General features: G+C 61.6%; 20 protein-coding genes and 1 pseudogene. 13 read left to right on the top strand and 8 right to left on the bottom strand.

Annotation, left to right across the window (positions count from 1 at the left end):
• Positions 1–637 precede the first annotated feature (637 nt).
• The 5 genes from BG57_RS10295 to BG57_RS10275 are packed head-to-tail and all read left to right on the top strand — an operon-like array spanning position 638 to position 6,520.
• Positions 638–1,669, top strand: a complete 1,032-nt coding sequence (locus BG57_RS10295) for a TRAP transporter substrate-binding protein (RefSeq protein WP_035962707.1) — start codon at positions 638–640, stop codon at positions 1,667–1,669.
• 16 nt (positions 1,670–1,685) lie between these two features.
• Positions 1,686–3,581 carry a TRAP transporter large permease gene (locus BG57_RS10290; protein WP_035962705.1) on the top strand — a complete coding sequence of 632 codons (1,896 nt, stop codon included), beginning with the start codon at positions 1,686–1,688 and terminating at the stop codon, positions 3,579–3,581.
• Between the two features lie 19 nt (positions 3,582–3,600).
• The gene (locus BG57_RS10285; RefSeq protein ID WP_035962704.1) at positions 3,601–4,680 is read left to right on the top strand and encodes a LacI family DNA-binding transcriptional regulator; all 1,080 of its coding nucleotides are present in this window, start codon (positions 3,601–3,603) and stop codon (positions 4,678–4,680) included.
• The gene (locus BG57_RS10280) at positions 4,677–5,699 is read left to right on the top strand and encodes a hydroxyacid dehydrogenase (protein WP_035962703.1); all 1,023 of its coding nucleotides are present in this window, start codon (positions 4,677–4,679) and stop codon (positions 5,697–5,699) included. Before BG57_RS10285 ends, BG57_RS10280 begins: the two co-directional genes overlap by 4 nt.
• The gene (locus BG57_RS10275) at positions 5,696–6,520 is read left to right on the top strand and encodes an amidohydrolase family protein (protein ID WP_035962702.1); all 825 of its coding nucleotides are present in this window, start codon (positions 5,696–5,698) and stop codon (positions 6,518–6,520) included. The genes BG57_RS10280 and BG57_RS10275 overlap by 4 nt, the downstream gene beginning before the upstream one ends.
• Positions 6,521–6,731: 211 nt before the next feature.
• On the opposite strand, the gene BG57_RS10270 is transcribed toward BG57_RS10275, so the two are convergent.
• The 3 genes and pseudogenes from BG57_RS10270 to BG57_RS10260 form a co-directional block, all read right to left on the bottom strand.
• Positions 6,732–7,205: a chemotaxis protein CheW gene (locus tag BG57_RS10270; protein ID WP_035962701.1), complete on the bottom strand. Its 474-nt coding sequence runs from the start codon at positions 7,203–7,205 to the stop codon at positions 6,732–6,734.
• A gap of 78 nt (positions 7,206–7,283) precedes the next feature.
• The gene (locus BG57_RS34110) at positions 7,284–8,996 is read right to left on the bottom strand and encodes a methyl-accepting chemotaxis protein (protein WP_035962791.1); all 1,713 of its coding nucleotides are present in this window, start codon (positions 8,994–8,996) and stop codon (positions 7,284–7,286) included.
• An 841-nt stretch (positions 8,997–9,837) separates the two neighbouring features.
• Positions 9,838–10,458 (bottom strand): annotated as a pseudogene (locus BG57_RS10260) (LysR family transcriptional regulator); the annotation flags it as partial.
• A gap of 79 nt (positions 10,459–10,537) precedes the next feature.
• On the opposite strand from BG57_RS10260, the gene BG57_RS10255 reads away from it, so the two are divergent.
• Positions 10,538–10,936: a nuclear transport factor 2 family protein gene (locus BG57_RS10255; RefSeq protein WP_035962699.1), complete on the top strand. Its 399-nt coding sequence runs from the start codon at positions 10,538–10,540 to the stop codon at positions 10,934–10,936.
• Positions 10,937–11,178: 242 nt separating this feature from the next.
• On the opposite strand, the gene BG57_RS10250 is transcribed toward BG57_RS10255, so the two are convergent.
• Both BG57_RS10250 and BG57_RS10245 read right to left on the bottom strand, forming a co-directional pair.
• Complete coding sequence (locus BG57_RS10250) at positions 11,179–12,696, bottom strand: M81 family metallopeptidase (RefSeq protein ID WP_052005696.1); 1,518 nt, start codon at positions 12,694–12,696, stop codon at positions 11,179–11,181.
• A gap of 46 nt (positions 12,697–12,742) precedes the next feature.
• On the bottom strand, positions 12,743–14,026 hold the full coding sequence (locus BG57_RS10245) for an MFS transporter (protein ID WP_035962696.1): 1,284 nt from the start codon (positions 14,024–14,026) through the stop codon (positions 12,743–12,745).
• A gap of 125 nt (positions 14,027–14,151) precedes the next feature.
• Between BG57_RS10245 and BG57_RS10240 the strand changes: the two genes are divergently transcribed.
• The 6 genes from BG57_RS10240 (at position 14,152) to BG57_RS10215 (ending at position 20,750) form a co-directional block, all read left to right on the top strand.
• Positions 14,152–15,069 carry a LysR family transcriptional regulator gene (locus tag BG57_RS10240; RefSeq protein WP_035962694.1) on the top strand — a complete coding sequence of 306 codons (918 nt, stop codon included), beginning with the start codon at positions 14,152–14,154 and terminating at the stop codon, positions 15,067–15,069.
• A 103-nt stretch (positions 15,070–15,172) separates the two neighbouring features.
• Positions 15,173–15,874, top strand: a complete 702-nt coding sequence (locus tag BG57_RS10235; protein ID WP_035962788.1) for a FadR/GntR family transcriptional regulator — start codon at positions 15,173–15,175, stop codon at positions 15,872–15,874.
• Positions 15,875–16,004: 130 nt separating this feature from the next.
• Positions 16,005–17,213: a porin gene (locus tag BG57_RS10230; protein ID WP_268238049.1), complete on the top strand. Its 1,209-nt coding sequence runs from the start codon at positions 16,005–16,007 to the stop codon at positions 17,211–17,213.
• A 44-nt stretch (positions 17,214–17,257) separates the two neighbouring features.
• Positions 17,258–17,986, top strand: a complete 729-nt coding sequence (locus tag BG57_RS10225; protein WP_229754019.1) for a ribonuclease activity regulator RraA — start codon at positions 17,258–17,260, stop codon at positions 17,984–17,986.
• A gap of 85 nt (positions 17,987–18,071) precedes the next feature.
• Positions 18,072–19,406 carry an MFS transporter gene (locus BG57_RS10220; protein WP_035962691.1) on the top strand — a complete coding sequence of 445 codons (1,335 nt, stop codon included), beginning with the start codon at positions 18,072–18,074 and terminating at the stop codon, positions 19,404–19,406.
• A gap of 120 nt (positions 19,407–19,526) precedes the next feature.
• A complete protein-coding gene (locus tag BG57_RS10215; RefSeq protein ID WP_035962690.1) occupies positions 19,527–20,750 on the top strand; it encodes an alpha-hydroxy acid oxidase in 1,224 nt (407 codons plus the stop codon).
• A gap of 315 nt (positions 20,751–21,065) precedes the next feature.
• Here BG57_RS10215 and BG57_RS10210 read toward each other — a convergent pair whose 3' ends face one another.
• The 3 genes from BG57_RS10210 to BG57_RS10200 form a co-directional block, all read right to left on the bottom strand.
• Positions 21,066–21,695 carry a hypothetical protein gene (locus BG57_RS10210; RefSeq protein WP_035962688.1) on the bottom strand — a complete coding sequence of 210 codons (630 nt, stop codon included), beginning with the start codon at positions 21,693–21,695 and terminating at the stop codon, positions 21,066–21,068.
• A gap of 245 nt (positions 21,696–21,940) precedes the next feature.
• Positions 21,941–22,333, bottom strand: coding sequence for a hypothetical protein (locus BG57_RS10205; protein WP_035962786.1), 393 nt, complete (start codon positions 22,331–22,333; stop codon positions 21,941–21,943).
• A 741-nt stretch (positions 22,334–23,074) separates the two neighbouring features.
• Positions 23,075–24,115: a YncE family protein gene (locus tag BG57_RS10200; protein ID WP_035962687.1), complete on the bottom strand. Its 1,041-nt coding sequence runs from the start codon at positions 24,113–24,115 to the stop codon at positions 23,075–23,077.
• A gap of 1,047 nt (positions 24,116–25,162) precedes the next feature.
• Between BG57_RS10200 and BG57_RS10195 the strand changes: the two genes are divergently transcribed.
• Positions 25,163–26,017 (top strand): transporter substrate-binding domain-containing protein, encoded by an 855-nt coding sequence (locus BG57_RS10195; RefSeq protein WP_035962686.1) that lies wholly within the window; start codon positions 25,163–25,165, stop codon positions 26,015–26,017.
• Positions 26,018–26,020: the final 3 nt, after the last annotated feature.

Genomic DNA, 26,020 nt, shown 5'->3' with positions numbered 1-26,020 from the left:
TTCGCAAACAGCCCTGTTTGCGTTTCAGTGACTTAAGTATAAGTAAGCGTATGCTTAAGATTAATGAGTGATTGAACAAAGCATAGTTGCGATATTCGGGATAACCCCTAATCGCTGTGTCGCGCTGTCAGCGTCAATCCGGAAGAAGTCTTCGACGCGCTGCGGCTTTATCGCGTGCAATGTCGTTCGGTCGACGGCTCAGCCGCTACTGCAGGGAATAGTGCCTAACGGGCGTGCCGTGGCCGGTCTACGAGTGAACGGCAAGAGCGCAGCCTGATTGCCTGGCAAAGCCATAGGCCATCCACAGCCCCGTTCCTCGAAAAACTGCCGGCGATTCGGCAGCCCCGTGAGCATGTCGAGGTTGGGGAACCGCACGTCCTCTATCCCCAACGCCACTGTCTCGGCCGCCGAACGTTAACGGATCGATCATCCCGAGGGACGTAAAGAGATGCTTCTATTCCGGCCCAAAAGGTAACCGCGATCGGCGGTACGAAGACAATCTACGGGAAAACGCTCGGTTGACCCGAGACAGCCGTCCGCCTACTGTATCGATACACTAAATCGATACAGCCGCGCGGCGCCTCTCTGCACGCGCGAACAGACGTCCGCGCTCACGCGGCAAATCAGGAGACACACGATGCACTCGAATTCCCGGCGGCGGTTCCTTCAGGCAGCCTCGGCAGCGTCGCTCGCGGCGGCGGGCGCGAGCTTTCCCGCCATCGTGCGGGCGCAGCCGGCCGTCACGCTAAGGCTGTCGTCCTCGATGCCCGCAAACCAGAACGCCGCCCACTACGTGTGGTACGAGAATCTCGCCGCCAACTTGAAGGCGACCGTGGGCGACCAGATCCGCATCGACTACTTCCCGAATAACCAGCTCGGCAAGGAAAGCGACGTCGTGCAGCAGGTCAAGGTGGGCGCCGTGGACATGATGGTCACCGGCTCGTCGATCTGGGCGACAGTGCTGCCGGAGCTCGGCATGCTCGATCTGGGCTACGTGTTCGACAGCTTCGACCACGCTGGCCGCGCGATGGACGGCAGCGTCGGCAAGTCGTTCGACAGCATGCTGCAACAGCGCGCCGGCTGCTCCGTCATCACGTGGGGCTATTCCTTCGGCGGCCGCAATGTCTTCACCAAGAAGCCGACGCAATCGCTCGCGGACATCAAGGGCGTGAAGCTGCGTGTCCTGCCGACGCCCGCGTTCATGGAAACCTTCAAGCTCATGGGCGCGGTGCCGACGCCCATTCCCATTGGCGAGCTATACATGGCCGCGCAGACGGGTGTCGTCGATGGCTTCGAGCACGATTGCGCAACCGTGCTCGCCAGCAAGTACGACGAGGTCGTGAAGTCATGCTGGCAAACGCAGCACGTCTTCAGCCCGCTCGTCGTCGTAATGGGCCGCCGCGCGCTCGCAAAGATCCCCGAGAACCTGCGTCCCGCGTTCCAGAAGGCCGCACAGGACGCCACCGCGAAGCAGCGCGTCGCAGCCATCCAGACCGCCGCCAGCGCCGAGCAGGAACTGAAAAAGCGCGGCATGACCTTCTATCCGATGTCGCAGGCCGATCGTGACACCGCGCGCAAGGAAATGCAGACGCAGTTGTACGCAAACTTTGCGAAGCAATATCCCGCGACCGCGCCGCTGTTTACAGCCATCGCCTCGGCCCGCGCTTGAACGAAGGAAGGACGCCATGACCACTTTCTCCGCGACGCCCGGCCCCGAAGCAACGCTCGCCGCACCGGGCTTCGGTCACGAGACGCCGCTCGCGCGCGGTCTCGTGCGCCTGATGCACGGCATCGAATATCTTTGTGCGGCCGTGCTCGCGGCGGACGTGCTAGTGGTGTTTCTGTCCGTGATCTACCGCTACTTCCTGCACGATCCGTTCGACTGGGCCGAGGAAGTCGCCCGCGCGCTGATGATCGTGCTGGTCTTCGTCGGTGCGGCCACCGTGCTCGGGCGCAGCCAGCACGTTGGCGTCGATCTCTTTCGCGGCATGCTGCCCAAGCGCTGGCAGCCGGCGCTGGTGCATGCCGGCCATTGGGTGATTGCGGGCGTCGCCGCCAATCTGTGCGTGTCGTCGTGTCTGCTGCTCGTCGATTCGTACGGGCAGATGACGCCGAGCGGCCTGCCCGCGTGGATCAACGTGTATCCGCTCGTCGCGGGCAGCATGTTAATGACAGTGTTCGCGCTCGCCCATGCGCTCAACGGCACCCGCAGGATCGTGCTCGGCACGCTGATCGAGTGCGTGGTGGTCGCGGCGGCGGTGTATGCGTGGAACGTCTTAGTACCGGGTCATGCGCTCCGGGCCGGCGCGCTGCTCGCCATCGGCTTCATCGGTGGACTCGTGCTCGGAGTGCCGATTGGCTTCGTGCTTGCCTTCTCGGCCCTGCTCTACTTTCTCGCAGAACCTACCCTGCCGATGCTCGTCTATTCGCAGCAGGTGATGGCTGGCACCGATCACTTCGTGTTGCTCGCCATTCCGTTCTTTGTGCTTGCCGGTCTACTGATGGAAACGAACGGCATGTCATCCCGCCTGATTGAACTGCTGTTACGCATCTTCGGGCGAGTACGCGGCGGACTTGGACTGATCACCATCATGGCGACGGCGTTCTTCTCGGGCGTGTCCGGCTCCAAGCTCGCGGATATCGCCGCGGTCGGCGGCGTGGTGATGCCCGCCGTGCGCCAGAGCCGCCAAGACCCGAACGAAGCAGCCGCTCTGCTCGCATGCAGCGCCGTGATGGCGGAGACTATCCCGCCGTGCGTCAACATGATCATCATGGGCTTCGTCGCGAACATTTCGATCGCCGGGCTGTTTCTCGCGGGCGTAGTGCCCGCCGCGGTGCTCGCAGTGGCGCTCGCGATCGTCGCCGTGATCTTCGGCCGGCGCATCAATATCGCCGATGCCCTGACGAACCCGCGTGCGTGGCTGCCGCTGCTCGGCGGCGCGCTGGTCGCGCTTGTCATGATCGCGATGATCGGCAAGGGTGTGACTTCGGGCATCGCGACATCGACGGAAGTGTCGGCGTTCGCCGTGGTTTATGCGCTCGTCGTCGGCTGGCTCGCGTTCCGCGAACTCACGCCGAAGTCGATTGCGCGCGTAATCGTGCGCTCGGCTTCGATGGCGAGCAGCATTCTGTTCATCGTGGCGGCGGCATCGAGCGTTTCGTTCGCGTTGACCATTGAGCAGATTCCCGCGCTCGTGTCCGATTCGATGATCGCTTTCGCGCATCAGTACGGCCCGACGATGTTCCTGCTGCTGTCCGTGCTCATCATGATCGTGTTCGGCGCGGTGCTGGAAGGTGCGCCCGCGCTCATCATCTTCGGGCCGCTGCTCACGCCGATCGCGACCCAGCTCGGCATCCATCCACTGCACTTCGGCACTGTGATCGTCGTGGCAATGGGTCTCGGCCTGTTCGCTCCGCCGGTCGGTCTCGGCCTGTTCGCGACCTGCGCGATCACCGGCACGGACATGAAGGCCGTGGCGCGCCCCATGCTTAAATATATGCTGGTGCTGTGCATCGCACTGGTGGCGCTGGTCCTGGTGCCGTCCTTTTCACTTTGGCTGCCGACCCGGCTCGGCCTGTAGCCGGCAGAAGTCAACGCTTATGAGCACCATTCAGGATGTGGCCCGCGAAGCCGGCGTGTCCGTGAGCACGGTATCGAACGTGCTCAACGGTCGCACCGACCAGATGCGCCAGGAAACGCTTGCGCGCGTACAGGCCGCGATGAGCACGCTTCGGTATCGCCCCAGCACGCTGGCGCGTCAGCTGAAGACCGGTCAGACGCCGATCGTCGGACTGCTGGTGCCGTCCATCGCCAATCCGATGTACGGCTACATTGCGCGCGAGGTCGAGACGTATGCGCAAGAGCGTTTCGGCTATCGGGTGATGATCGGCAACACATATCGCGATCCCGCAAAGGAAGCCTCGTTCTTCGAGGACCTGCTCTCGCAGGGCGTGCGCCGCGTGATCGTGATCTCGTCCCTCGCCAATGAGCGCCATCTGGAAACCGCCGCCGGACGTGGAATGGTCGTCGTGAGTTACGACCGCCGCGCGACCGAAGGCGAGGCGACGCGCGTCGATCACGTCACGCCCGACAACTTCGAAGCCGCGCGGATGGCAACGCGTCACCTGATCGGGCGCGGTCACACGCGGCTCGCGTTCGCGACGCTGACTGGCGTCACGATGAGCCGACGCGACAAGATCAACGGCTTTCTCGCCGCTGCCAGCGAAGCCGGCCTGTCCGAGTGCGCGCAGGTGCTCGACAGCGGTCCGGTCAACGAATACGGCGATTCGATGATCGCGGAGAACGGCCGCGCGCTCGCACGCCGGCTTGCGGCCGACGATGACCGCCCGACCGGCATCGTCGCGGTCAACGACCTGATGGCGCTCGGTCTGATGGCGGGCTTGCGCGAATCGGGGCTGCGCGTGCCCGAGGACGTGTCCATCGTCGGCATGGACGGGCACTTTCTGGCGGCGATCTCGAACCCCGCGCTCACCACCGTACAACTTCCAGTGCCTGCCATGGCCGCCGCGATGGTCGAACGGGTGATGCGTGCGCACGATGAGCCCATGCCCGCATCGGAGCAGGCGCTGTTCACGGATATCACGCTCGTGGAACGCGAATCGGTCGCGCGTCCGCGCGGCGCCATGCCGATAAAGATGCAATCCAGGAACAGGACATGAACAAGGTTTTCGTGAGTCATCCCCGGCACAGGCTGGACCATTATTTCGGCGCCCGCGCGGCGGCCGCGCTGGCGAAGATCGCCGACGTCGCCTACAACACCGAGGATCGCGAGCTGACCACCGCCGAACTTGCCGACAAGGCACGCGAAGCGGATGTCGTCATCGCGTATCGGCAGACGCCTGCGCCGCGCGCGCTGTTCGAGGCGCTGCCGAAACTGGCAGCCTTCGTGCGCTGCGCAGTCGATATTCGCACCGTCGATGTCGATGCCGCGAACGAACATGGCGTGCTCGTTACGCAGGCGAGCGCGGGCTTCGTGCCGGCGGTATCGGAATGGGTGATCGGCGCGATGCTCGATCTTGCACGCGCGACGACCGCGTATGCGTCGGCATATCACCGTAACGAAGCGCCCGTGCCGCAGATGGGCCGCGAACTGCGGGGCAGCACGCTCGGCGTGATCGGGTACGGACAGATATCGCGCTATCTGTGCGAGCTTGCACTCGCATTCGGGATGCGCGTGATCGTGTCCGATCCATACGCGCGAATCGACGATGCACGCGTGCACGCGGCCGATCTGGACGCCCTCCTTGCGCAGGCCGATTTCGTCGTCTGTCTCGCGCCGGCAAATCCGCAGACCGCGAATCTGATGAACTCGCGCGCCTTCGCTGCAATGAAGCCCGATGCGTATTTCATCAACGCGGCGCGTGGTGAACTGGTCGATGACGCCGCGCTGCTCGCCGCGCTGGAAAGCGGACACATTGCGGGTTGCGCGCTCGATGTCGGGCGCGCGGCGGATCAAATGCCATCGCCTCGGCTGGCTGCGCATGAGCGCGTAATCGCGGCGCCTCATGTCGGCGGGTTGACGCCGGGCGCGATCGAGCATCAGTCGATGGAGACGGTCGCCCAGACGGAGGCGCTGTTCAACGGGCGCATGCCGGACGGCGCGGTGAATGCGGCGCACGCTTTCCGGCTGGCGCGCTGGGGCCACGCGGGCATCGGCGTTCCGGCGGATGCGCGATGAAAGCGCCGCTTTCTTTCGAAGGCGCGTGCGATTGCCACATCCACGTGTATGAACAAGGCTATCCGCTCGCTCCGAGCGCAACGTTCATCCCGCCACCGGCGCCTGCATCGGCGTATGCGCAAGTGCAGCGCACGCTTGGGCTGTCCCGCGCAATCGTCGTGCAGCCCACGGGATACGGCTTCGACAATCGCTGCACGCTCGCCGCGATAGCGAAGCTGGGCCATGGGGCGCGCGGCATCGCGGTCGTGCCGAGCGATGTCGGCGATGATGAACTGCAGCGTCTGCATGACGCCGGCATTCGTGGCGTGCGCTTCATGATGCTCGCGGGTGGCGTTCTGCCGTGGGACGTGTTAGCGGAGATGTCCGCGCGTATCGCGCCACTTGGCTGGAACATCAACTTGCAGCTTGACGGACATACGTTGCCGCAACACGAGGCGATGCTGTCGCGTCTCGGGTCCAAACTCGTGATCGACCACCTTGGCAAGTTCCTCGCGCCTGTCACGCCGCAGAGCGAAGGCTTTGCGTCGCTGTGCCGTCTGCTGGATGGCGGGCGCTGCTGGATCAAGCTGTCGGCGCCGTATGAAAGCTCCGGCGTCGGTGGCCCCGCATTCGACGATGTCGCGTGGCTCGTGAGCAAGCTGTCCTCACGGTATCCGGAGCGGGGACTGTGGGCATCGAACTGGCCGCATCCCAACGTGCGGCCCCTGCCTGACGACGCCCACATGCTCGACTGGACGATGCATCTCGTCGAGGGGGACGACGCGCGCCGCAAGATTCTTGTCGACAATCCCGCTGACTTGTACCAGTTTCAAGCGGGCTAGCAGCGCCTCCGCACTTCGATTATTAGAACATCGCCGACCGATGTCTTGCACTTGCTATCCACAGTCTCGGCCACCTTCGTTGCCAATCTACGCCCGGTTCACTGCCGCCCGAAGGACGGCCGACATAAGACGCATCCGGTCGGCGAGTCGCGTCTGCCAATGAACGCCGACCTGAGCCGGCGTTAAACAGCGGATTGATTCAACGCGTCGCTCAAGCCATGCTTTGCATCAGGTGCTCACCAACGAGAAAGCTTTCTGCATCCAGCATAATCAACATGCGGTCCTCGAGGGTCGCAATCCCGGTAATATGGTCACTGTTGAGGTTCGTCGATAAGGCCGGTGTTTCTTTAATATCGTCCGCACTTATTTCGACAACATCGGACACGGAATCAACCACTGCACCTACTACGGTTCCCTCCACGTTCAGGACCACCACGACAGTCTGTTCGGTGAACGTCACGTTTGCGAGCCCGAACCGCACTCGTAAGTCGATGATCGGAATAACCTGACCACGCAGATTGATCACACCCTTGATGTGTTCCGGCGCGTTCGCAATGCGTGTTACGGCGTCATAGCCGCGGATTTCTTGCACACTCAATATGCCTACCGCGTACTGTTCGGCTCCAAGTGCGAATGCAAGGAATTGTGGCGTGCCGGAAGTCGAATCTTTTGTTCGTGTGTTCATGGAATTGGGCGGGTAAAAGACCGAAGAAGACCCGGAAGCGACGTCCTTCGATCCGATAAGCAGCACTCAGTATTGGTGTTAGAACTGTTCCCACGCTGTGTCAGCGGTCTCGGCAGTTGCCGGTTCTTTCGATGCCGCGACGGCCTTCGGTTCCGACCGCGTGTTCGAAGCAACAGTGCCTGGCTTTGCGCGAGGGAACACGGCGCGCGGCTTTTGCTGAGCGCTTGCAATCTGTTTTCCCGCCGCCTGGTTAGCCACCACGGTGAATACCGACACAGCATCTTTCAGCGTCACAGCCTGCTCTTCGAGCGATTGTGCGGCGGCGGCCGCTTGTTCGACCAGCGCGGCGTTCTGCTGCGTGACTTCATCCATTTGATGCACGGCCTGATTGACCTGCTCGATGCCACGGCTTTGCTCATGCGACGCCGCTGCAATCTCGCCGACAATATCGGAAACCTGCTTGATCGCCTGCTTGACCTGCCCCATGGTGACGCCCATGTCGGCGGCTTGCTTTGAACCATCCTGAACCAGCCCGACGGACGATTCGATCAAGTCTTTAATCTCCTTGGCCGCCGTCGACGAGCGCTGCGCCAGCGTGCGGACTTCGGTCGCGACGACCGCGAAGCCGCGGCCCTGCTCGCCTGCGCGCGCCGCTTCAACGGCTGCGTTGAGCGCGAGAATATTGGTCTGGAATGCAATACCTTCGATCAATGCAGTGATTTCCGAAATCTTCGCCGAGCTGGTGCTGATCTGCCCCATCGTGCCGACCATGGTCTGGACCGCGTCGTGACCCGCATCTGCAATTTCGGTCGCTGTCGTGGCCAGTGTGTTGGCGTGGCGTGCATTGTCGGCATTCTGCTTCACAGTGACCGTCAATTGCGACATGCTCGACGCCGTTTCTTCGAGCGACGCCGCCTGCTCTTCCGTGCGGGCCGAAAGATCGACGTTACCCGCCGCAATTTCCTTGGCCGCGGTGCCGACCGATACCGTGGACCCGATCACGGTGGTAAGCACGCCTGAAACACGTGCCAGCAATGAGTTGAAGGCGGTTGCCGTCTGACCGACTTCGTCCATACGGTTCACGCTGACCGTGCGCGTGAGGTTCAGAGATTTGCTGACATCGCTCAGCGTGCGCTGGATGCCGCTCAAGCTCGCCCGGACGCCTTGCACGACCTGGACCGCGAACGCGCCGATAATGAGTACAACAGCCAGAATGCCGATCGCCATGCCCCACAGGGCCGTTGTGTACGCGGCCTTGTTTTCCTTGCGCAGTCCGTTACCGAATTCAACGTTATAGTTAATCTGGGTATTCAGGTCGGCCACAATCTTATCGACTGCGCCCCCAATGCCCTTTCCGTCGACGAGCAGCTCGGCGCCACCGGAAACACTTTCCCGGGATTTAGGCAAAAAGTCAGCCAGAGACGCCCTGATCGTCGCAATGTCCGCCTTGACCTGATCGTTCATCTGCTGGTCTTTTGCATCGGTAATGTCGTTTTTGTTGTAGTACTCGACGAGTTCGCCAAGCTTGTTCAGGCTGGCGTTAATGCGCGTTTCGCCATCCGAGCGTTTGGACTCGTCGGTCACGACCACGTACTGATAAAGCAGGGCTCTCAGATTCGATGTTTCAGCGATTGTCTTGCCAATGTCGGCAATACTGGGGATGGTATTGACTTGGATGTATTCAAACCGTTCTTGAGACCGCGAGAGCAGAAGGATAGCCGATGCGCCGGTGACGATCAGCGCCGTCATAAGCAATCCAAAAGCAAGAAAGAGTCGTTTTGTAATAGTCATCATTTGCCTTAATTCTACGGTTGCGCGTTGATTGCGCCACAGATAATGTTTGCGACCGCAAACGTTTGATTCAAATCGCGTGTCAGCTCAGGTTGACGGAAGATCACTCGAGAGCTTCTTGGTTATTTGTTACTACATGCTGGCCGTCTCGCACACTTCCGACCACTGTCGTAATTTTCCAATCTCGACTTCAACCGGGTATACCCTGAAGAACGAAAACCGGCATCAAAAAAGAAAGTCGGTATCGGTGGTCGCGCGTCGCAACCACTTTCATCACCAGCCTGCTGTCAGATGGCGTCGTCGCCAATATATTCAGAGCGGTGTTAATACGTTGCTTTCACTGAAGCAATAACGGCTGTGGTCTCACATACTGAACCTGTCCCCCAGAAATCCGAGGCTAATGACGCGCGGATGGTGGACTCTGTGTTAGCGAATTGTAAGCCGAGGCGTCACACGCCTCGAAGGCGAGGGGCCAAGTCCGACGCCTACACAGGCACGGGTTTCGGGCTCCAGCATGTGTCGGTCGAGCCTCGGCATGCAGCGTTCGGGTCCCCTGACCGTAAGCTATGTGTAATACGACCCAACGGCGGTATAAGAAATATTGATTCGAGGCATCAACAGAAAATAATAGCTCTTTGAAATACGACTCAGACTCTGCAGGTTTGTTAAGTCGTCAGGACTGTTCGCAACGCCGCTATCAAAAGGGCGGCGTTTTTTACCGTCCCACAGTCCACACCGAATTGAATTTGGCGTCCCGCGTCGCGACACGACAAAATCTGCGCTTCCTTGCCGAACGGTTTACCTAGCGCGCCAATGGGCATGGCCGGCCATATCGGAGAATGGCTAACGTGGTTGCCGAGCTAAGTAATGCGGCCATTTCGGTTGTGCGCATCGGTGTGAGTTGCTCCGTGAACAACGGAACCGCGGAACCTCGTCCATACCCGCCCACTGCCCGGTTCCACGAACAACGATGGCGTCAAGTCAGGCATAGAGAAATCTGCGTGTCGCCCGCCGACGTGGACATGCGGAGTTCTTTTAAAGGCAACGGGTTATTTCTCTGCCAGCCGTGGGAGCAACCAGCGAATCGCCAACGTGGATAGCAACCGCTGGGTGACGATAGACGCTGTCTTGGCGTGAATGTCTGCGTGCTGAACCAGTGGCGTGAGTACGCTTACGGCCACGGTCAACAGTTGGCTTTCCTTCCGCCGTCAGCGTCAGCGTCAGCCCCAATGCATGGCGCACGAAAAGTACACACCGGTAGTGCGCTTCCAGTTGCTGAATCTGACGGCTCACCGCGCCCCGCGTTCGACACAGATGGTCAGCGGCTCTGCTGATACTCCCGTTGCGCTGCGGCGACGAATGACTGAAACGCTGTCAGCGACGGCAACGCGCGCGTAAGGTCCGCCAATGGATATGCATGCGTTGCATACCCGGGTTGTGGATTTTTCGATTGTTCGATCATCGGTGCTTCGATATCGTGCTGTACGGATGCGCGTCCGCCCGGACGCGCGGAGTTGTCAGCGAATGATCGGAGAAGGAAGATGGCCTTATCGTCGGAAGCACTATACACACGGCAGGTTCGCAACTATCTCCAGGAGCTGGAGCGCGGCGATGTCGCGGCGATCTGCGCGTTGTTCACGCCGGACGCCCAGATCTTCTCGCCGTTTCTCGGCTGGATGCACCCTGCGCCATTCTTTGCGAAGGTCACCGCAGCGTCCGGAGAAAGCAGAATAACGCCTATCGACATCTGCGTTAGCACGACGGGGGCTCGACGTGCGACCGGTTACTTCGTCTATGATTGGGGACTGAAGGATGGGTCCGCGGTGCGTTTCGAGTGCGTCGACGTTTTCGAATTCGACGACAACGGGCTAATCGAGCGGATGACCATCGTCTACGATACCCATCCGATTCGCAGTACGGTCGGTGACAAATACGCGTAGCCGAATCGATTCCGCTCGATCACGGGACCCGGTGGCCGGATCGGGTCGGGGGCCGGGCTGCGTCAGCCCGCTCCCCGAACTCACCGTTCGAAAGCGGTCACTCGAATTCAGCGGCCCGGAAACGGACAGTCGGCCGTGCGTACTTCCGACCGCAAGCCGCCCCTCACCGCCCGACGACTTCAACGCCGCTTCTCGGCGCAACAGCGGTCATTCCCACGCCTGCCGCCAGCCGATGCGTTCGCTCACATGACTTCGCTGCCGACCTCGAACGCCTCGCCGCCCGGACGCGTGCGCATGCCTCGTGCAAGACGTGTCCAAGGCAAGTCCGCCGGGTCCGCCACCATTGGGCCGGGCGCCTTTGCGACAAGAACGGCCTCCGCGATCGGCTCGAAATCCGCACGGAAATGCACCGAACTCTTGTTGACCAGAATCTTCATGTCCTCGGGCTGGATGCCTGCGACGCGATACAGATTTCGATCGAGCATCTGCGCCTTGCCCGAACTCACCGCGATCAGCACGCCGTCGAAACGCAGACACGCCACCGGGCCGAGCTCGGCCTGCATGCCGTTCATCATCGGGCCGTCGTAGCGGCAACGTCCGTCCGAGAGCGATACGACCTCGAATTCACCCGTGAACGGCGCATCGCCCGGCACGTTGGACTGCCCGCCCAGCGACAGTTCCAACCGGGCGCCGACGCCCCCACGATGCGCCGCAGCGGCCGCCTCGGGATCGTAGATCAGCCCGAAGGCCGCGCCGGTCGCGCCATTGCGTATCAGCGCACGCAGCATCTCCATGGTGTTGGCATCGCCGCCCGCGCCGGGATTGTCCTGCGTATCCGCGATGACGACCGGACGGCTCGCGCCCTTCGACAGGCGCATCGCTTCGCGCACGGCTTCGTCGGGCGAGAGGAACGGCACGCACCAGGCGCGCTCGTCGTCGAGCATGCGGCGATATAGCGAGTCGACGGCAGCATGCGCGGCCTCCGGCGAATCCGCGTAAGCCCAGATCACCGGACCGCATTCGGCGAAATCCGCCGCCGGGAACCCCGGCGCGAACGACGCGGATACGACCGTGCCCGCCTCCGCCGCGCTCACGGCGTCGTACATGCCGCGCGACGGCTCGAGCATGGTGCACATGCCGTTGATCGGAATCAGGAACGGCAGCCGCCGTGACGCGCCATGCAGCGTCTCGCCCGCCAGGAGCCGTTCGAGCAGCGCAGCCGCGCGCGCACCGGTGTCCGCCATATCGACGTGCGGATACGTGCGGTATGCGACGAGTGCATCGGCGTTCTGCAACATGCGCTCCGTGACGTTCGCGTGCAGGTCGAGCGAAGCGACGATCGGCACATCGCGCCCGACCGTTTCGCGCACGCGCGCGAGCAGTTCCCCTTCGCCGTCGTCGACATGCTCGGCGACCATCGCGCCGTGCAGATCGAGATACACCGCATCGAAGTCTCGCGTGCGCGCCGCCTCGACGATTTCGCCCACGATGCGCTCGAAGGCGTCGCGTGTCACGTGCGCCGATGGACTCGCGCCTGCCCAGATCACCGGCACGAGCGTGTGCCCCGACGCTTGCGCAGCACGAATGAATCCGCCGGCGGGAATGTTGACCTCGCGCAGCGCGAGCACGTCGTCGCCGCGACACATCAGCGGAAAACCTTCTCCGCGCTCGAAGTTTTCATAGGCGGCCTTCGATGGCGCGAACGTGTTCGTTTCGTGCTGAAAGCCGGCGATGAGAATGGTGCGACTGGAACTCGGCAAGATGGAAACCTCTCGTTTTCGTGGTCTGTTCGATGAATGGCGATGGTCACGCCGCACGCGCGGGACGCATGGCGATCAGCACGAGTGCGCCGATGGCGAGCAGCGCAACCATCACGTACAAGCCGGCGTGCAGGCTGCCGGTCGCGCTTTGCGTCCAGCCGATGATCGTCGGGCTAAGAAAGCCGCCGATCAGCCCGATGGTGTTGATGAGCGCGATCCCGCCCGAGGCGGCGTCTCCCTTCAAATGCTCGGAAGGCATCGCCCAGAACACCGTGTAGGCGCACCACATCATTGCGGTCGCGATGGTCATGCAAGTCAGCGATATCGCGAGATCGCCGCCGAAGAAGGTGGCGAGCGCGAGCGCCAGCGAACCGACGAGAGCGGGAACCGCGCTGTGATAGCGCCGCTCGCCGCGCCGGTCGGAACTGCGCCCGATGACGATCATCGCAATGGCCGCAGCGGCATAGGGAATCGAGGAATACAGGCCGATCTGCATCGTGTCCCTGACGCCCGCTGCCTTGATGATGGACGGGAGCCAGAAGCTCACGGCATAGATGCCGCAGATGAAGCAGAAGTACGGCACGGCCATCAGATAGACACGCGGATCGCGCGCCACCTGCGCAAACGAATGATGGCCGCCGGAAGTATCGAGTTCGGACGCGAGCAGGCGCTTTTCATCGTCGGAAAGCCAGCGCGCGTCGGCGGGACGGTCCGCGAGCACGAAAAGCGCGAGTACACCGAACAGCACGCACGGCAGGCCCTCGATGAGGAACATCCACTGCCAGCCATCGAGACCGTGCGCGCCGGAGAACGACGTCATGATCCACGTCGAGAGCGGCCCGCCGAACGCGCCGCCGATCGGCCCGGCGAGCATCACGATCGCCATCACCTGCCCCATGCGCGCGCGGCCGTACCAGTACGTGAGATAGAAAATCATGCCGGGCGCGAAGCCGGCCTCGAACACGCCGAGCAGGAAGCGCATCGCATAGAAGGTCGTTTCGTTGCGAACGAGCAGCATCGCCGCCGATGTCAAACCCCAAAGAATCATGATGCGGCTGATGGTCTTGCGTGCGCCGACCTTCGGCAGCAAGAGATTGCTGGGGACTTCGAACAGCACATAGCCGAGAAAGAAGATGCCCGCGCCGAGGCCATAAACGGCGTCGGAGAAACCGAGATCGCTCTGCATCTGCAGTTTGGCGAATCCGATATTGACGCGGTCGAGATACGCGAATGTGTAGCAAAGCAGCAGGAACGGAAGCAGCCGCCAGTCAAGCTTGCGATACAGCGCCGCGTGCAGTTCGGTGACGTGCGTGGAGGGAATGGCGGACAAGGGCGTTCTCCGATGAACGTTTCGGTCGTGAGGTGAATTTATCTTCGACATCCAAAATGCGATGAGCAAGAGCAACCGAAGTCGGCTATCGTTGCCTGCTGGGCAACGCTCCAACCGGTCTTGAAATGCGCGAACTGAACCAACGAAGGCTGCGGTACTTCCACGAAGTGCTCACGCACGGCTCCATACGGGCGGCGGCGGACAGCCTTAACACGGCGGCATCCGTCATTACGCGGCAAATCCGCTTGCTCGAAGAAGAAGTCGGCGCGGCGCTGTTCGAACGACAGGCACGCGGCGTGAAGCCGACCGAGGCGGCGGCTCATCTGCTCGAATACTGGCGTGGCTGCCAGGCACAGCAGGAACAACTCGAAGACCGGTTGCGGGCGTTGCACGGCCTGCAGCGTGGGCACATCCGGCTTGCGATCAGCGAAGGCTATATCGACGGCCTGATGGAGGAAGTGCTGAGCGACTTCCACATGCACTATCCGAAGCTCGATGTGGCCGTCGATATCCTGCCCGTCAACGACGTGCTCGAGGAAGTCGCCGAGAGCCGCGCGCACATCGGTCTCGCGTACAACCCGCCGGCGCATCCGGACATCGTGTATCGGGCGACGTCATCGCAGCCGGTCGTATTGCTGGTCAATGCGGCGCATCCGCTTGCTAAGCGCGGCGGCGCCGTCACCGTCGCCGAGATGTTGCGGTATCCGCTCGCATTGATGCCCCCGGCCTTCGGTCTCGGACAGGTCATCGAAATGCTCGCCTACACGGAAAATATCGAGGTCAGACCGTCGCTCGTCACGAACTCGCTGCAGGTACTCCGCCAGTTCGTGACCCGCGGCGAAGGTGCGACGTTGATCGGTGCGTTTTCCGTGTACCGGGAGATCGATGCGGGCGAGCTGGTCGCTTTGCCCATCCTGCATCCGCTGTTCGAGGCGGCAAAAGCTCGCATCCTGGTGAAGGCGCGACGGCCCCTTTCCGGCGCGGCTGAAGAACTGTTGAGCTGGATTCTGCAGCGGATGAGCGTGTTTGCGACGAGTGCGTGAGGCGCTCACCGAACCACTGATCGCCGTGCTCGCCGGGGACTTCGGCGTTGACACCGCGCGCTCGACGCGCTATTGTCCGACAACCTGATTGATCGCCGATGCAATGCTCGAACTCGAAAGGCCTGACTCGCTGGTGCAGCGAGTAGTCGGAGCGATCCGCGCAGAGATTCAGGCGGGCAACTTCCCTGCAGAATCTCGCTTGCCGACCGAGCAGCAGCTCTCGGAGCGGCTCAACGTCAGCCGCTCGGTTGTCCGCGAAGCCATCGCTCAACTGAAGTCCGATGGCGTGCTGACGGCGCGCCGGGGCGCGGGCTCGTTCATTTCCGGCACACCTTCGGGCACGGTCTTTCGCCTTCCCAGCCCAGACGGTAATCGCATCGACCTTCCGCAATTGTTCGAGTTTCGACTGTGGATCGAGACGCAGGCAGCCACCGCGGCCGCGCGGCGCCGGACGCGCGCGGACCTGAAGCATATGCGCGATGCGATTCGGCAGATGGAACTGAAGCGCAACGATTCGAAAGCGGCGTCGGCGGCGGACGTCGCTTTTCATCGCGCAATCGCGGCGGCGACCAAGAACGATTACTTCGTCGCGTTCCACGATTTCCTGCATAGCCAACTCGCGATAGCGCGGCGCGCGCAGTGGGAAAAGACGGCGCACCACGCCGGCGACTTCGCCTGGCGCGAGCACGGTGAGCTCTTCGACGCCATTGAACGCGGCGATTGCACCGAGGCCGCCGCTTCCGCCGAGCGTCACTTGCGCGCGGCGGCAAAGCGTCAAGGCATCGACCTGCCAAGTAACGACTGACATTGCGGCGCCCATGTTCCATGAGCGCCGCAAGATTTTGAGTACTTTGTCTGACAACCTGATTTTCCGACTACCACACGCTGCGCCTGACAGTTCCCAATACGAACCAAACGCAACCAGGAGACATTCAGTGAAAGAGCAAGCCCAAGTCCGAACCTGCCTTAAGCACCTCCCGCTTGCCGGACTCGCCGCCGCGTGCGCGTTGACGGCCGCGGGCGAAGCGAACGCGCAAGGCAGCCTGACGCTATACGGCATCGTCGACGAAGGCGTGAACTACACGAGCAACGTGCAGACGAGCCCCGGCAACGGCCACAACCTGTTCAGCTTGTCTAGCGGCATCCTGAGCGGCAGCCGCTGGGGGCTGCGCGGCGTGGAAGATTTGGGCGGTGGCTTGAAAGCGATCTTCGTGCTGGAGAACGGTTTCGACGTGAACAACGGCCGGATGGGCCAAGGGTCGCTGGAATTCGGCCGCCAGGCTTATGTCGGACTCTCGACGAACGTCGGAACGATCACGCTTGGCCGCCAGTACGACCCGGTCGTCGATTATGTGCATGCGCTGATGCCGAGCGCGATGTTCTCGGGAAGCATCGGCGCGCATCCCGCTGACCTCGACAATCTGAACAACGCGAACCGCGTGAACAATGCGGTCAAGTACCGCACGGTCAACCTGAACGGTTTTTCGGCCGAAGGGCTTTATAGCTTTGGCGGCGTTCCCGGCAGCGTCGGCACGAATCAGATCTGGTCCATCGGCGTGGGGTATTCGAGGGGCCCGCTCAACGTGGGCGCGGGCTATCTCAACGCACGCAACCCGAACGCTTCGTTTTTCGGCACGGCAGTCGGGGCCACGGCGGCGAGCAACAACTTCGGCAGTTCTCCGGTGATCAATGGTTATGCGTCGGCGCAGTCCCAGCAGATCATCGGCGCCGGCGCGACTTACGCGATCGGCCGTGCGACGCTCGGGGCCATCTACTCCAACACCAGGTTCAAGAACCTGAGCGGCACCGTATCCGTCCTGAACCCCGCGGGAGCCAGCGGCACGGCGACCTTCAACAGCGCCGAAGTCGACTTCCAGTATCAATTGACGCCGGCGCTGTCGCTCGGCGCGGCCTACAGCTACACGAAGAACAGCGGCGCACATGACGCCAGGTATCACCAGGGCGCACTCGCTGCCGACTATGCGGTTTCCACGCGGACCGACTTCTATCTGATCGGCGTCTTGCAACACGCGTCGGGCACCGACTCGACCGGCCACGCTGCGCGCGCGGCGCTCAACGGCCTCACGCCGTCGTCGTCGGATCAGCAGGCCGCCGTTCGCTTCGCCGTGCGCCACAAGTTCTAACGAGTCGCCACACACCCGGCTTTGCCTTCAACAGGATGCTTCCAGTGAATAACACCATCCCTTCGCTCACCGAAGAGAACCGCGCGCGCCTTCGTGGCGTCAGCACGGCGACCCTGACCACTGCCCTCTTCAAGCGTGGCCTGCGCAACGTCTGCGTCCAGGGCGTGCTACCAGTCAATCCGGCGGCGGCGCGCATGGTCGGCGAGGCGTTCACGCTGCGCTATATACCGGCGCGCGAGGACCTCGACACCCTGTCCGTCTTTACCGATCAGAGTCATCCGCAGCGGCGCGGCGTCGAAGAAATTCCGGCCGGTCACGTCATGGTCGTCGATTCCCGCAAGGACCCGCGCGCCGCTTCGGCGGGCGGCATCCTTATCACGCGAATGATGATGCGCGGCGTCGCCGGGATCGTAACCGACGGCGGATTTCGCGACACGCCGGATCTGCGCTCGCTCGACTTCCCGTGCTATGCGGCTCGTCCGTCCGCGCCGACGAACCTGATACACCACCACGCTGTGGATTTGAATGTGCCGATCGCGTGTGGCGATGTCGCCGTGTATCCCGGCGACATCATCGTCGGCGATGAGGAAGGCGTCGTCGTGATCCCGGCGCACCTCGCGAACGAAATCGCCGAGGAAGCGGCCAGGATGACGCTTTTCGAGAATTGGGTCGATGCGCGCGTGCGCGAAGGCCGTTCCACGTTCGGCCTGTATCCGCCCGACGAGTCGACGCGAGCGGAATTTGCAGCGTGGCAAGCAGACGGCAGCAAGTAATTCGGAATCGCGACGCGGCGCGCTTAGTGCGCCGCACAGCCACCATAACGTCAAGCGCCACGGCGAGCGCAGAAAGCCGCCGGGCATGGAGACCCTAGTGACAAACCGAAGTGTGGAAGCTCAACTTTTCACGCGCGTGGCGTGGCGGCTCGTGCCGCTTCTCATCGCGATTTTTCTCACCGCCTATATCGACCGCGCGAACATCGGCTTCGCCAAGTTGCAGATGCTCACGAGCCTGCATATGAGCGAGGCATCGTATGGCTTCGCCTCGTCGCTGTTCTTCATCGGCTATCTGTTGTGCGAGGTGCCGAGCAATCTGGCGATGCATCGGTATGGCGCCCGCCGCTGGATCTCGCGCATCATGTTCACGTGGGGCGTCGCGACGCTGCTGCTCGCGTGGACGCCGTCCGAAACCGCGTTCCAGGTGCTGCGCTTCCTGTTAGGCGCAGCGGAAGCGGGACTGTATCCCGGCATTATTCTCTATCTCGGCATGTGGTTTCCGGAGCGCCAGCGCACCGGCATCATCGGATTGCTCACGCTTGGCAGCAGCATGGGCAACATGCTCGGCTCGTTGATTGGCGGCTTCTCGCTCGAACTGCACGGCTTGCTCGGCCTTGAAGGCTGGCAGTGGGTGTTTCTCACGACGGGCACGCCCGCGGTCTTGCTGACCTTCGTCTCCTTGTACTTTCTGCCGGACAATCCGCGCTCGGCGCGCTTTCTCTCCGAGCGCGAGAAGGACGTCATCGAGGACAGTCTGCGCCATGATCCGGCGCCGGTTCACGCGACGGGCGGCGCCTGGTCGTTCGGCTCGCTCCTGACGGTGGCGCTCTTTTCGATCGGCTATGGCACGATCTCGATTGCGATTTACGGAATCGCATACTGGCTCCCTACCCTTGTCCGGGGCTTCGGCGTATCGAGCAGTGTCAACGGCATGCTCAACATGATTCCGTGGTTCCTGACATCACTGATGCTGCTGTGGCTGCCGCGCCGCTTGCGCAGTCCTCGCACTGTGCTGATGGCCGCGTTCGCTGCGGCGTTCCTCGGCATTCTGTGCTTCATCGCGAGCGTCGGGCCGTTTTCGAATGCGGTGCGTTTCGCGGCGCTTTCGGCCGGCGCGCCTTGCCTGTATCTGATGATCCCGTGCTTCTGGGCGCTGCCGCCACGGCTCTTGCCGGCATCGTTCATGAAGGGCGCGGGCGGCGCCGCGGCGCTCGCGGTCATTGCTGCAGGCTCGAGCGTCGGCGGATTCCTCGCGCAAAACATCATGCCGTGGGTCGGAAAGGCCATGCACAGCACCTCCGCACCGATGCTCGTGCCAGCCTTCAGCCTGATGTTGCTCGGAGCCGGGGCGCTCGTCGTGTGGTTCCGTCTCGGTCTGGCGGGACGCGGCGGTAACGATGCGGTCGCGGCCACGCGCTGATTTCGCTCAAAAGCCTGCCCTGTCGAGGCGGATACAAACGGTCTGCGCGCTCGTCGCGTCCTTAAGCGACGATGACCGACGAGCGCGGAACTACTGGAAAACGGAAGGTCGTTGCGCGGCATGATCAAAACCAGGCAATCCAAAAACGTCTCCCGGCGAATGCGCGGCTTCTTGTCGCTCGCCGATTTCGAAGCAGCGGCCAGGCGCAGGCTGCCTCGCCCGCTTTTCGGTTACGTCGCGGGCGCGACGGAAGACAATGCGTCCCTCGCGGACAACCGCGCGGCCTTCAACGAACTCGGCTTCGTTCCGCGCGTACTGCGCAACGTGTCGCAGCGAAGCCAGTCGATCGAACTCTTCGGCGTGCGCTACGAGTCCCCGGTCGGCATTGCGCCGATGGGCATCAGTTCGTTGACGGGCTATCGCGGCGACCTTGCACAGGCGCAGGCGGCGCGCGAATGCGGCGTGCCCATGATTCTCAGCGCGGCGTCGCTCGTCCGGCTCGAAGAAGTCGTCGAAGTCGCGCCGGGCGCATGGTTTCAAATCTACATGCCCAGAACGCTGGAAGAAATGCGCGCGCTGGTGGAGAGAGTCAGCGCCGCCAATGTATCGACGCTGGTCGTTACGGTGGACTCGTCAGTCGTGCCAAACCGGGAGAACAACATGCGCAACGGGTTCAGGACTCCGCTCAGACCCAACTTTCAGCTATTGCGCGACGGCCTGACGCATCCGAACTGGTCGCTCTTCACGTTCCTGCGCACGCTGCTTCGTCACGGCATGCCGCATTTCGAGAATGCCTCGGCGCAACGAGGCGAGCCATTGCTCTCCCGTCGCGCCAACCGGGATTTCAGCGGGCGCGAGCATCTGGACTGGGATGCGATCCGCGAAATCCGCGCGCGCTGGAAGGGTCGCCTGGTGATCAAAGGCATTCTGCATCCGGACGATGCCGCGACTGCGCGAAACCTCGGAGCGGACGGCATCATCGTGTCCAACCATGGCGGCCGACAACTCGACGGATCGGTCTCGCCGATGCGCATGCTGGCTCCCATCGCGGAAGCCTGTCCTGCTATGCCGCTCATGATCGACAGCGGCTTTCGACGCGGCACGGACGTATTGAAGGCTATCGCTCTTGGCGCGGCATGCGCTTTCATCGGGCGGCCGATGAACTACGCGGCGTGCGTGGGCGGACAAGCCGGCGTCGAGCACGCCATCGGTCTCGTGAAGGCCGAGATTCATGCGGATATGGGACTGCTCGGCGTGAACCGTCTCGACGAACTCGGGCCCGAATTCCTGCGTCTGTTGAGGTTTGGACCCGGTGAGCTGAGCGCGGGGCCGACGCGCGCGTGAAGGATCGTATGATGTCGCGAGAGTGAACATCATGATCGCGGCACCGACGAATAGACCGGACAACCCACCGTGATTTCTAGACCGTCGCTATGACGACGTCGCGGGGCAAAAATCGCAGCATCCGCTGTGCCGCCCGTGTTCGATTGGTCGACTGAGGTAGCCAGGAACTTGAACTCGCGCCCGGATGCGACGCCAGCAGAGGCGTTAGCAATTCGGTCGTGTGATTCTTGCGTTGCCTAACGGTCCCCCTTGAGCTAGCTACTGAAACGCGCGGCGTAGCGACGGCGCGGTACCGCGGCCCTGCTTTGACTGTGATTAGTTCGCGGACTGCCAGCCCTTCTCTGTCTTGGAGAAGAAGGCCCAGGCTTGTCGGGGGACCGCGTCGCCGACTTTGGCGCTGTCCTTGAATCCGTATTGTTCCATTGCGATCCATGCCGCTATGAAAGACATCCGGCGGTCTTTCGCTTCCGCCGGAGCTTCTTCGCTATTCCACCAAGCGATACACGGAGCACACGGATCCAGCAGGGCATCCCGGCGTGCTTTGAAACCATCGTCCTGATTGGCGATCCACTGATTCACCAGCATCGATTGCTGCATGCTATTAACGCTGTTTTCCAAAGCGGTCGCATCAAAGAACGCGCCGGTCTCTCGCTTGGCGTTGGTGGCCTTGTCCCTCTGGTAGAGCTTGGCGTTCGCGAGCACCGTTTCAGCGTAGGGTTGGGTAAGCCTCAGGTTGTAGCTGTAGGTCACCTTGTAGAGGTTGGCCGAGTTCTGGTCGACCTGCCCGTTCGCACGCTCGAAGTTGGTGACTTCGAGACCCTCGGTCGAGTCGTTATCAGCGATCTTCCGAATCACCTCGGATGAGAGTTTGTCGCTCGGCTTATCGTCGCAACCGGCCAGGGCCAGAGTCGACAGCAGAACGGCTGCCACGCTGATTTTCTTCATGCTGCAAAGACTTCCTGTATTACGCGATTGACTTCTCGCTTATTGACTTATCGACGTGGTGGCCACACAAACGCATTTTCAACATGACATGGTGTCAAGCGGCATCGGTTTCCGATGGTGCTGAAGGCCTAATGCCATGAAGTTGGCAATGCGCGTGGGCGGACACTTCGAACTGTTCTGGGTGCGGGCCTCAACAATCCCGGCCTTAACGAAGGGATAGTCCCGACCCGAAGCCATCCCTGTGATTAATTGAAGATGCCAGTCTTGTGTGAAACGGCTGATTCGCTCATCGAATAGCGCTTGACGACGTTGTCGGCAGAGAACAGAACAACCAGTTCCTTTTTCTTGCCGCTCGCGCTCGAGCCCAGAAGGTTCACCACTGGAATATAGCTGACGGCGTCAGAGTGAAGCTTCGTCAACTCGTAGTGCCAAATCTCCAGTCCCCCGTCCGTGAACTCTGTCTTCAATGGCGATCCGAACATGCTACGGACCTCGTCCTTCGTTGTCTTACCGTCGACAATCTTCGTGGACACACTCGCCTCGGTTTCCGAGCGCAGCGAGTCATTACCGGTGCCGGCGCACCCTGCCAGCGTGAAGGCACCTGCGGCGATAGCGGCGGCGAAAGTCAGTTTCCTCATACATCCTCGTATCGTTTTTACGTTGTTTCCGGGCACGACGAAGCGTTGACCGCTGATTTTCGTCGGCTCGTGATCTATCGGCATTACAACGCAAAACTTGAGGGGAAAAGCGTCTTGAAAGTTGCCCTTGCACGTCATCCCGATGCAGCTTCGAGCTCGTGCCGGCGACGCAGTGAAGAGCACTTACCGACGCTATCCGGCCGTCGAGCCTCAACTACGGTTCATGTCCGGTCCCATTGCCGTAACGGAGCTTCACGCGGGCAGTTCGATCACATCGTCGGTTGCGCACGTTCACGAGGTCTCGTCTCGCGCCAGTGCGGCTGAACACTGTGCCAGACAGTATTTAGGCCGTCACCTGTACGATCGCCTGGCTTCTTGTCCATCACGCCGCGATGCAGGGCTTACCTCTGTAGTTCCATTGACGATCACCGTTGCCTTTATCGACCAGTTGCAGCGAGTCCGAAGCCCTATTGTCCGAGCTTGCGAGCGCGGGCGGAAAGTTCCGCGCACAGTCGCCCTTGCATGATTGACGTCTGGTGCTCCTTGTCCTCTACAAACATAAAGCGTCATCCCGTGCTCATCAACGAGCCTGCCATCCATAACATGAGGTGACGCGGCAATCGCCGAAGTAACAGCGAATAGCACCGCGATTCCGATAAGCGACGCATATTCGTGCTCCTTCTGACATCCATTCAATGCGCGTTCGTCTGTCTGCGCGCCCGCCTCCGCGCGGTGTCATCATCACTGCGGCGCCATGATGCGTAACATCGGGCGGCCGTTAAGATTCTTCAGCGGGAAGTACGATCGATGCGTCATTGCATCGACATACACAACGTGAGCGTTCGGTCCAAGGGGACCTTCGCCCGCCTTTGCTACACGAGTCCCGTCATAGCGGAACATCGATACGACACCTGCTTCGCCAGCCACATAGACTGTGCTTGCCGAAGCATCGAATGCAAGCACGTCGGGGGCGCGTCCTACCTCGAACGATTGCGATACGCGCTTCGTGCGCAGATCGAGCACCAGCAATTTGCTGTTCCCCTGACAAGCGATGAATGCCAGCCGGGATTGCGGAACGATGAGCAAGCCGTGATTCCTGTCTGCTCCGGGCAGGTCGATGCGGGCGACGATCGTGTCCGTCGAAGGGTCAATTTCTATCAACTGCCGACGCGTCTGAACGTTGACAAAGATGTGTCGAGACACCGGATCGTATTGCGTGTTGCCGACCTCACCATCAAGCGCAATGGTCTTCACGCGCTGGTTCGTTGACACATCAATGACGGTCTCAGTCTTCCCGGTTTCGTTGGAGACATAAAGCTTGTGCACATCGGGCGCGTAGGCCATGCCGTCGGGATAGACACCTCCCGGCATACGAGCGACAACCTGTAGCGTCTTCTCGTCGATTGCAACGATCTCGTTCGTTCCGGTCGCGGAGGCGAATACCCGCGACAGTTCCGGAATAACAAGCACGCCATGCACGGCAGAGACGTTCGTTATCGTGGCGATGACGCGCGCATCGTGCGTATCGAAGGCGACGACTTCTCCATCTCCCAAGTGGGCAATCATCAACAGATGACGCTCAGGATCGCCGCTTTCGTAATCGAAACGAGTCGTGTGTCCCGGTATCGGAATGTCCGCGACGTGCCGCAGCGGGAGATGCTCCGCGTTACCTTGATCAGCTGCCGCCCCAACGCAAGGCAGCAACGCCCCGATTGAAGCACCCAGCACTAGCGCTGCCCCAATAAGAGAGCAAAGCCGCCGAATCTGTTGTAACGGGTTCATGAACGGTCTCCGTCGAGACGTACATGTGGGAAAGCGGCGAGCAACGCCTAGTTGCAGATGATCTGGAGCGCGCCGCATGCAAGCAGCGGTGCTTCGAGCGATCTAGTCCGAGCAGGAAGCAGCACCGCGCTGAATCATCGCAAAAGCCTCGGGGACCTCGCGCCGCGACCAGTTGCCACGCGCCAGCTTGAGTCCGAGCGTTCATGCACTCCGTATTAATTGGCATAAGCCGGTGTCCGCTTGTCTCGCCACACTCGAGCCGTTGACCGAAAAAGCCGGTGTTCACGGGGCCACAAGTCCTTACTTGGTACCGCGCTCTGGATGGAAGCTGTCGTCACTGTGCCAGTTCCGACCGCCGATTCGAAGCGCGAGGCGACCGAAGACCACTTCGGCGACCGCTCTACGAGATAGCGTCGCATCGGAGTCTCGCGTTCATGTGCTCCACAAAAACTGCTGCAAAACGCCGCCATAAAGATAACTCCTCTTTCTGAATGACAGCAAGCGCCCTCCTCGCTTCAGCATCGATCGGGGTCGTCGAACCGCAACTTGTTGCCGGTGCCCCGCGACGCTCCTGCGACAGACAACGCTGAAGTGGACAAATTGGCCTCGCGGACGTTCGAGCGAGTTCCCCTGAAAAGCGTCGGCTGAAGCGCCCATCGCGCCGCGGGGCGTAATTGGCCCTGCTCCTCATGACGGCGCGTTGCCTGGGCATATGCCTGCTTCGCCCATCTTAGTGACGGTGCGTTTCCATGCAGCCACCTTTCCGTTCGTGCGTATCCGACGTCCGCTGCTCGCGCTGGACGCCAGACGCAAGGCTCCTGGGCGCACAAGTCGACAGACGCATGACCGTTCCCAAAGGGGTGCACGAAGTCGCACCAACGGTGCACGCGAACGCGTCGGCCCCCTCTTTACGTGCACGAGCAACCTGCAAGGCCTTTGCCTGCTGGCGTCGCTCATTGGCACGCTTCATGCCTAATGAATTCCATTCAAGTTACTTGAATTAAAGTCCGATTGTTTTCACAATAGCCCACACGCAAGGAGAGCATCATGAACCAGGGTCTTCGCCGTTTGCTGATCGCACTCACAGGCGCGGTCGCGCTCAACGCGGCTGCGCCGTCTTACGCGCACGCGGATGATCTGCTCGGACGCATCAAGTCGAACAAGGAAATCACGATCGCCACGGAAGCGCGTTATGCGCCGTTCGAATATGTGGACAACGGCAAGATCGTCGGCTACGACGCGGATCTGATGGCCTACGTGCTGAAGTCCCTGCCCGACGTGAAGGTCAAGCAGCTCGATCTGCCGTTTCAGGGCTTGTTGCCGGGTCTCGATGCCAAGCGCTTCGATGTGGTCGTCACAGCGGTGACGGTCAACAAGGATCGCGCGGAGCACTTCGCGTTCACCGTGCCCGTCGCGGATGCGACCACCGGCGTGCTGATGCGCCAGGGCGATGCATCGATCAAGGCGCCGAGCGATCTCAACGGCAAGGTTGTCGGATCGCAGACCGGGTCCGCGCAACTGCAGGCCCTGATGGCACTCGACAAGAAGCTGAAAGAAGCCGGCGGCCCCGGTCTGAAGCAGATCAAGCAATACGTCGCGTTCGACGAAGCCTATGCGGACCTGGCGGTCGGCCGGCTTGATGCAGTCGCGCAGTCGGTGGCCAATCTCGGGCCGCTGCTGAAGTCGCGTCCGGGCGTGTTCGCCGTGCTGCCGCAGACCATCGGTCCGAAGAGCTACTTCGCGTGGGTTGCCCGCAAGGATGCCGACAGCGCCGCGCTTCTGAAGCTCTTCAGCGATGGCATCGCCAAGGCCAATAGCGACGGCACCATGAAGAAGCTGCAGGAGAAGTGGTTCGGCTCGACGATGGACGTGCCGACCACGTTGCCTGCGCCTTCCATCTGATAT

It is taken from the genome of Caballeronia grimmiae, assembly GCF_000698555.1.
GTDB lineage: Bacteria > Pseudomonadota > Gammaproteobacteria > Burkholderiales > Burkholderiaceae > Caballeronia > Caballeronia grimmiae.
Note: the sequence above shows the minus strand (reverse complement) of the source record. Positions and strands in the feature narration are given on the sequence as shown.

Coding starts and splice junctions, on each gene's coding strand:
- BG57_RS10295 (WP_035962707.1), top strand. CDS start 638: ATGCACTCGAATTCCCGGCGGCGGTTCCTTCAGGCAGCCTCGGCAGCG.
- BG57_RS10290 (WP_035962705.1), top strand. CDS start 1,686: ATGACCACTTTCTCCGCGACGCCCGGCCCCGAAGCAACGCTCGCCGCA.
- BG57_RS10285 (WP_035962704.1), top strand. CDS start 3,601: ATGAGCACCATTCAGGATGTGGCCCGCGAAGCCGGCGTGTCCGTGAGC.
- BG57_RS10280 (WP_035962703.1), top strand. CDS start 4,677: ATGAACAAGGTTTTCGTGAGTCATCCCCGGCACAGGCTGGACCATTAT.
- BG57_RS10275 (WP_035962702.1), top strand. CDS start 5,696: ATGAAAGCGCCGCTTTCTTTCGAAGGCGCGTGCGATTGCCACATCCAC.
- BG57_RS10270 (WP_035962701.1), bottom strand. CDS start 7,205: ATGAACACACGAACAAAAGATTCGACTTCCGGCACGCCACAATTCCTT.
- BG57_RS34110 (WP_035962791.1), bottom strand. CDS start 8,996: ATGACTATTACAAAACGACTCTTTCTTGCTTTTGGATTGCTTATGACG.
- BG57_RS10255 (WP_035962699.1), top strand. CDS start 10,538: ATGGCCTTATCGTCGGAAGCACTATACACACGGCAGGTTCGCAACTAT.
- BG57_RS10240 (WP_035962694.1), top strand. CDS start 14,152: ATGCGCGAACTGAACCAACGAAGGCTGCGGTACTTCCACGAAGTGCTC.
- BG57_RS10235 (WP_035962788.1), top strand. CDS start 15,173: ATGCTCGAACTCGAAAGGCCTGACTCGCTGGTGCAGCGAGTAGTCGGA.
- BG57_RS10220 (WP_035962691.1), top strand. CDS start 18,072: ATGGAGACCCTAGTGACAAACCGAAGTGTGGAAGCTCAACTTTTCACG.
- BG57_RS10215 (WP_035962690.1), top strand. CDS start 19,527: ATGATCAAAACCAGGCAATCCAAAAACGTCTCCCGGCGAATGCGCGGC.
- BG57_RS10210 (WP_035962688.1), bottom strand. CDS start 21,695: ATGAAGAAAATCAGCGTGGCAGCCGTTCTGCTGTCGACTCTGGCCCTG.
- BG57_RS10205 (WP_035962786.1), bottom strand. CDS start 22,333: ATGAGGAAACTGACTTTCGCCGCCGCTATCGCCGCAGGTGCCTTCACG.
- BG57_RS10200 (WP_035962687.1), bottom strand. CDS start 24,115: ATGAACCCGTTACAACAGATTCGGCGGCTTTGCTCTCTTATTGGGGCA.
- BG57_RS10195 (WP_035962686.1), top strand. CDS start 25,163: ATGAACCAGGGTCTTCGCCGTTTGCTGATCGCACTCACAGGCGCGGTC.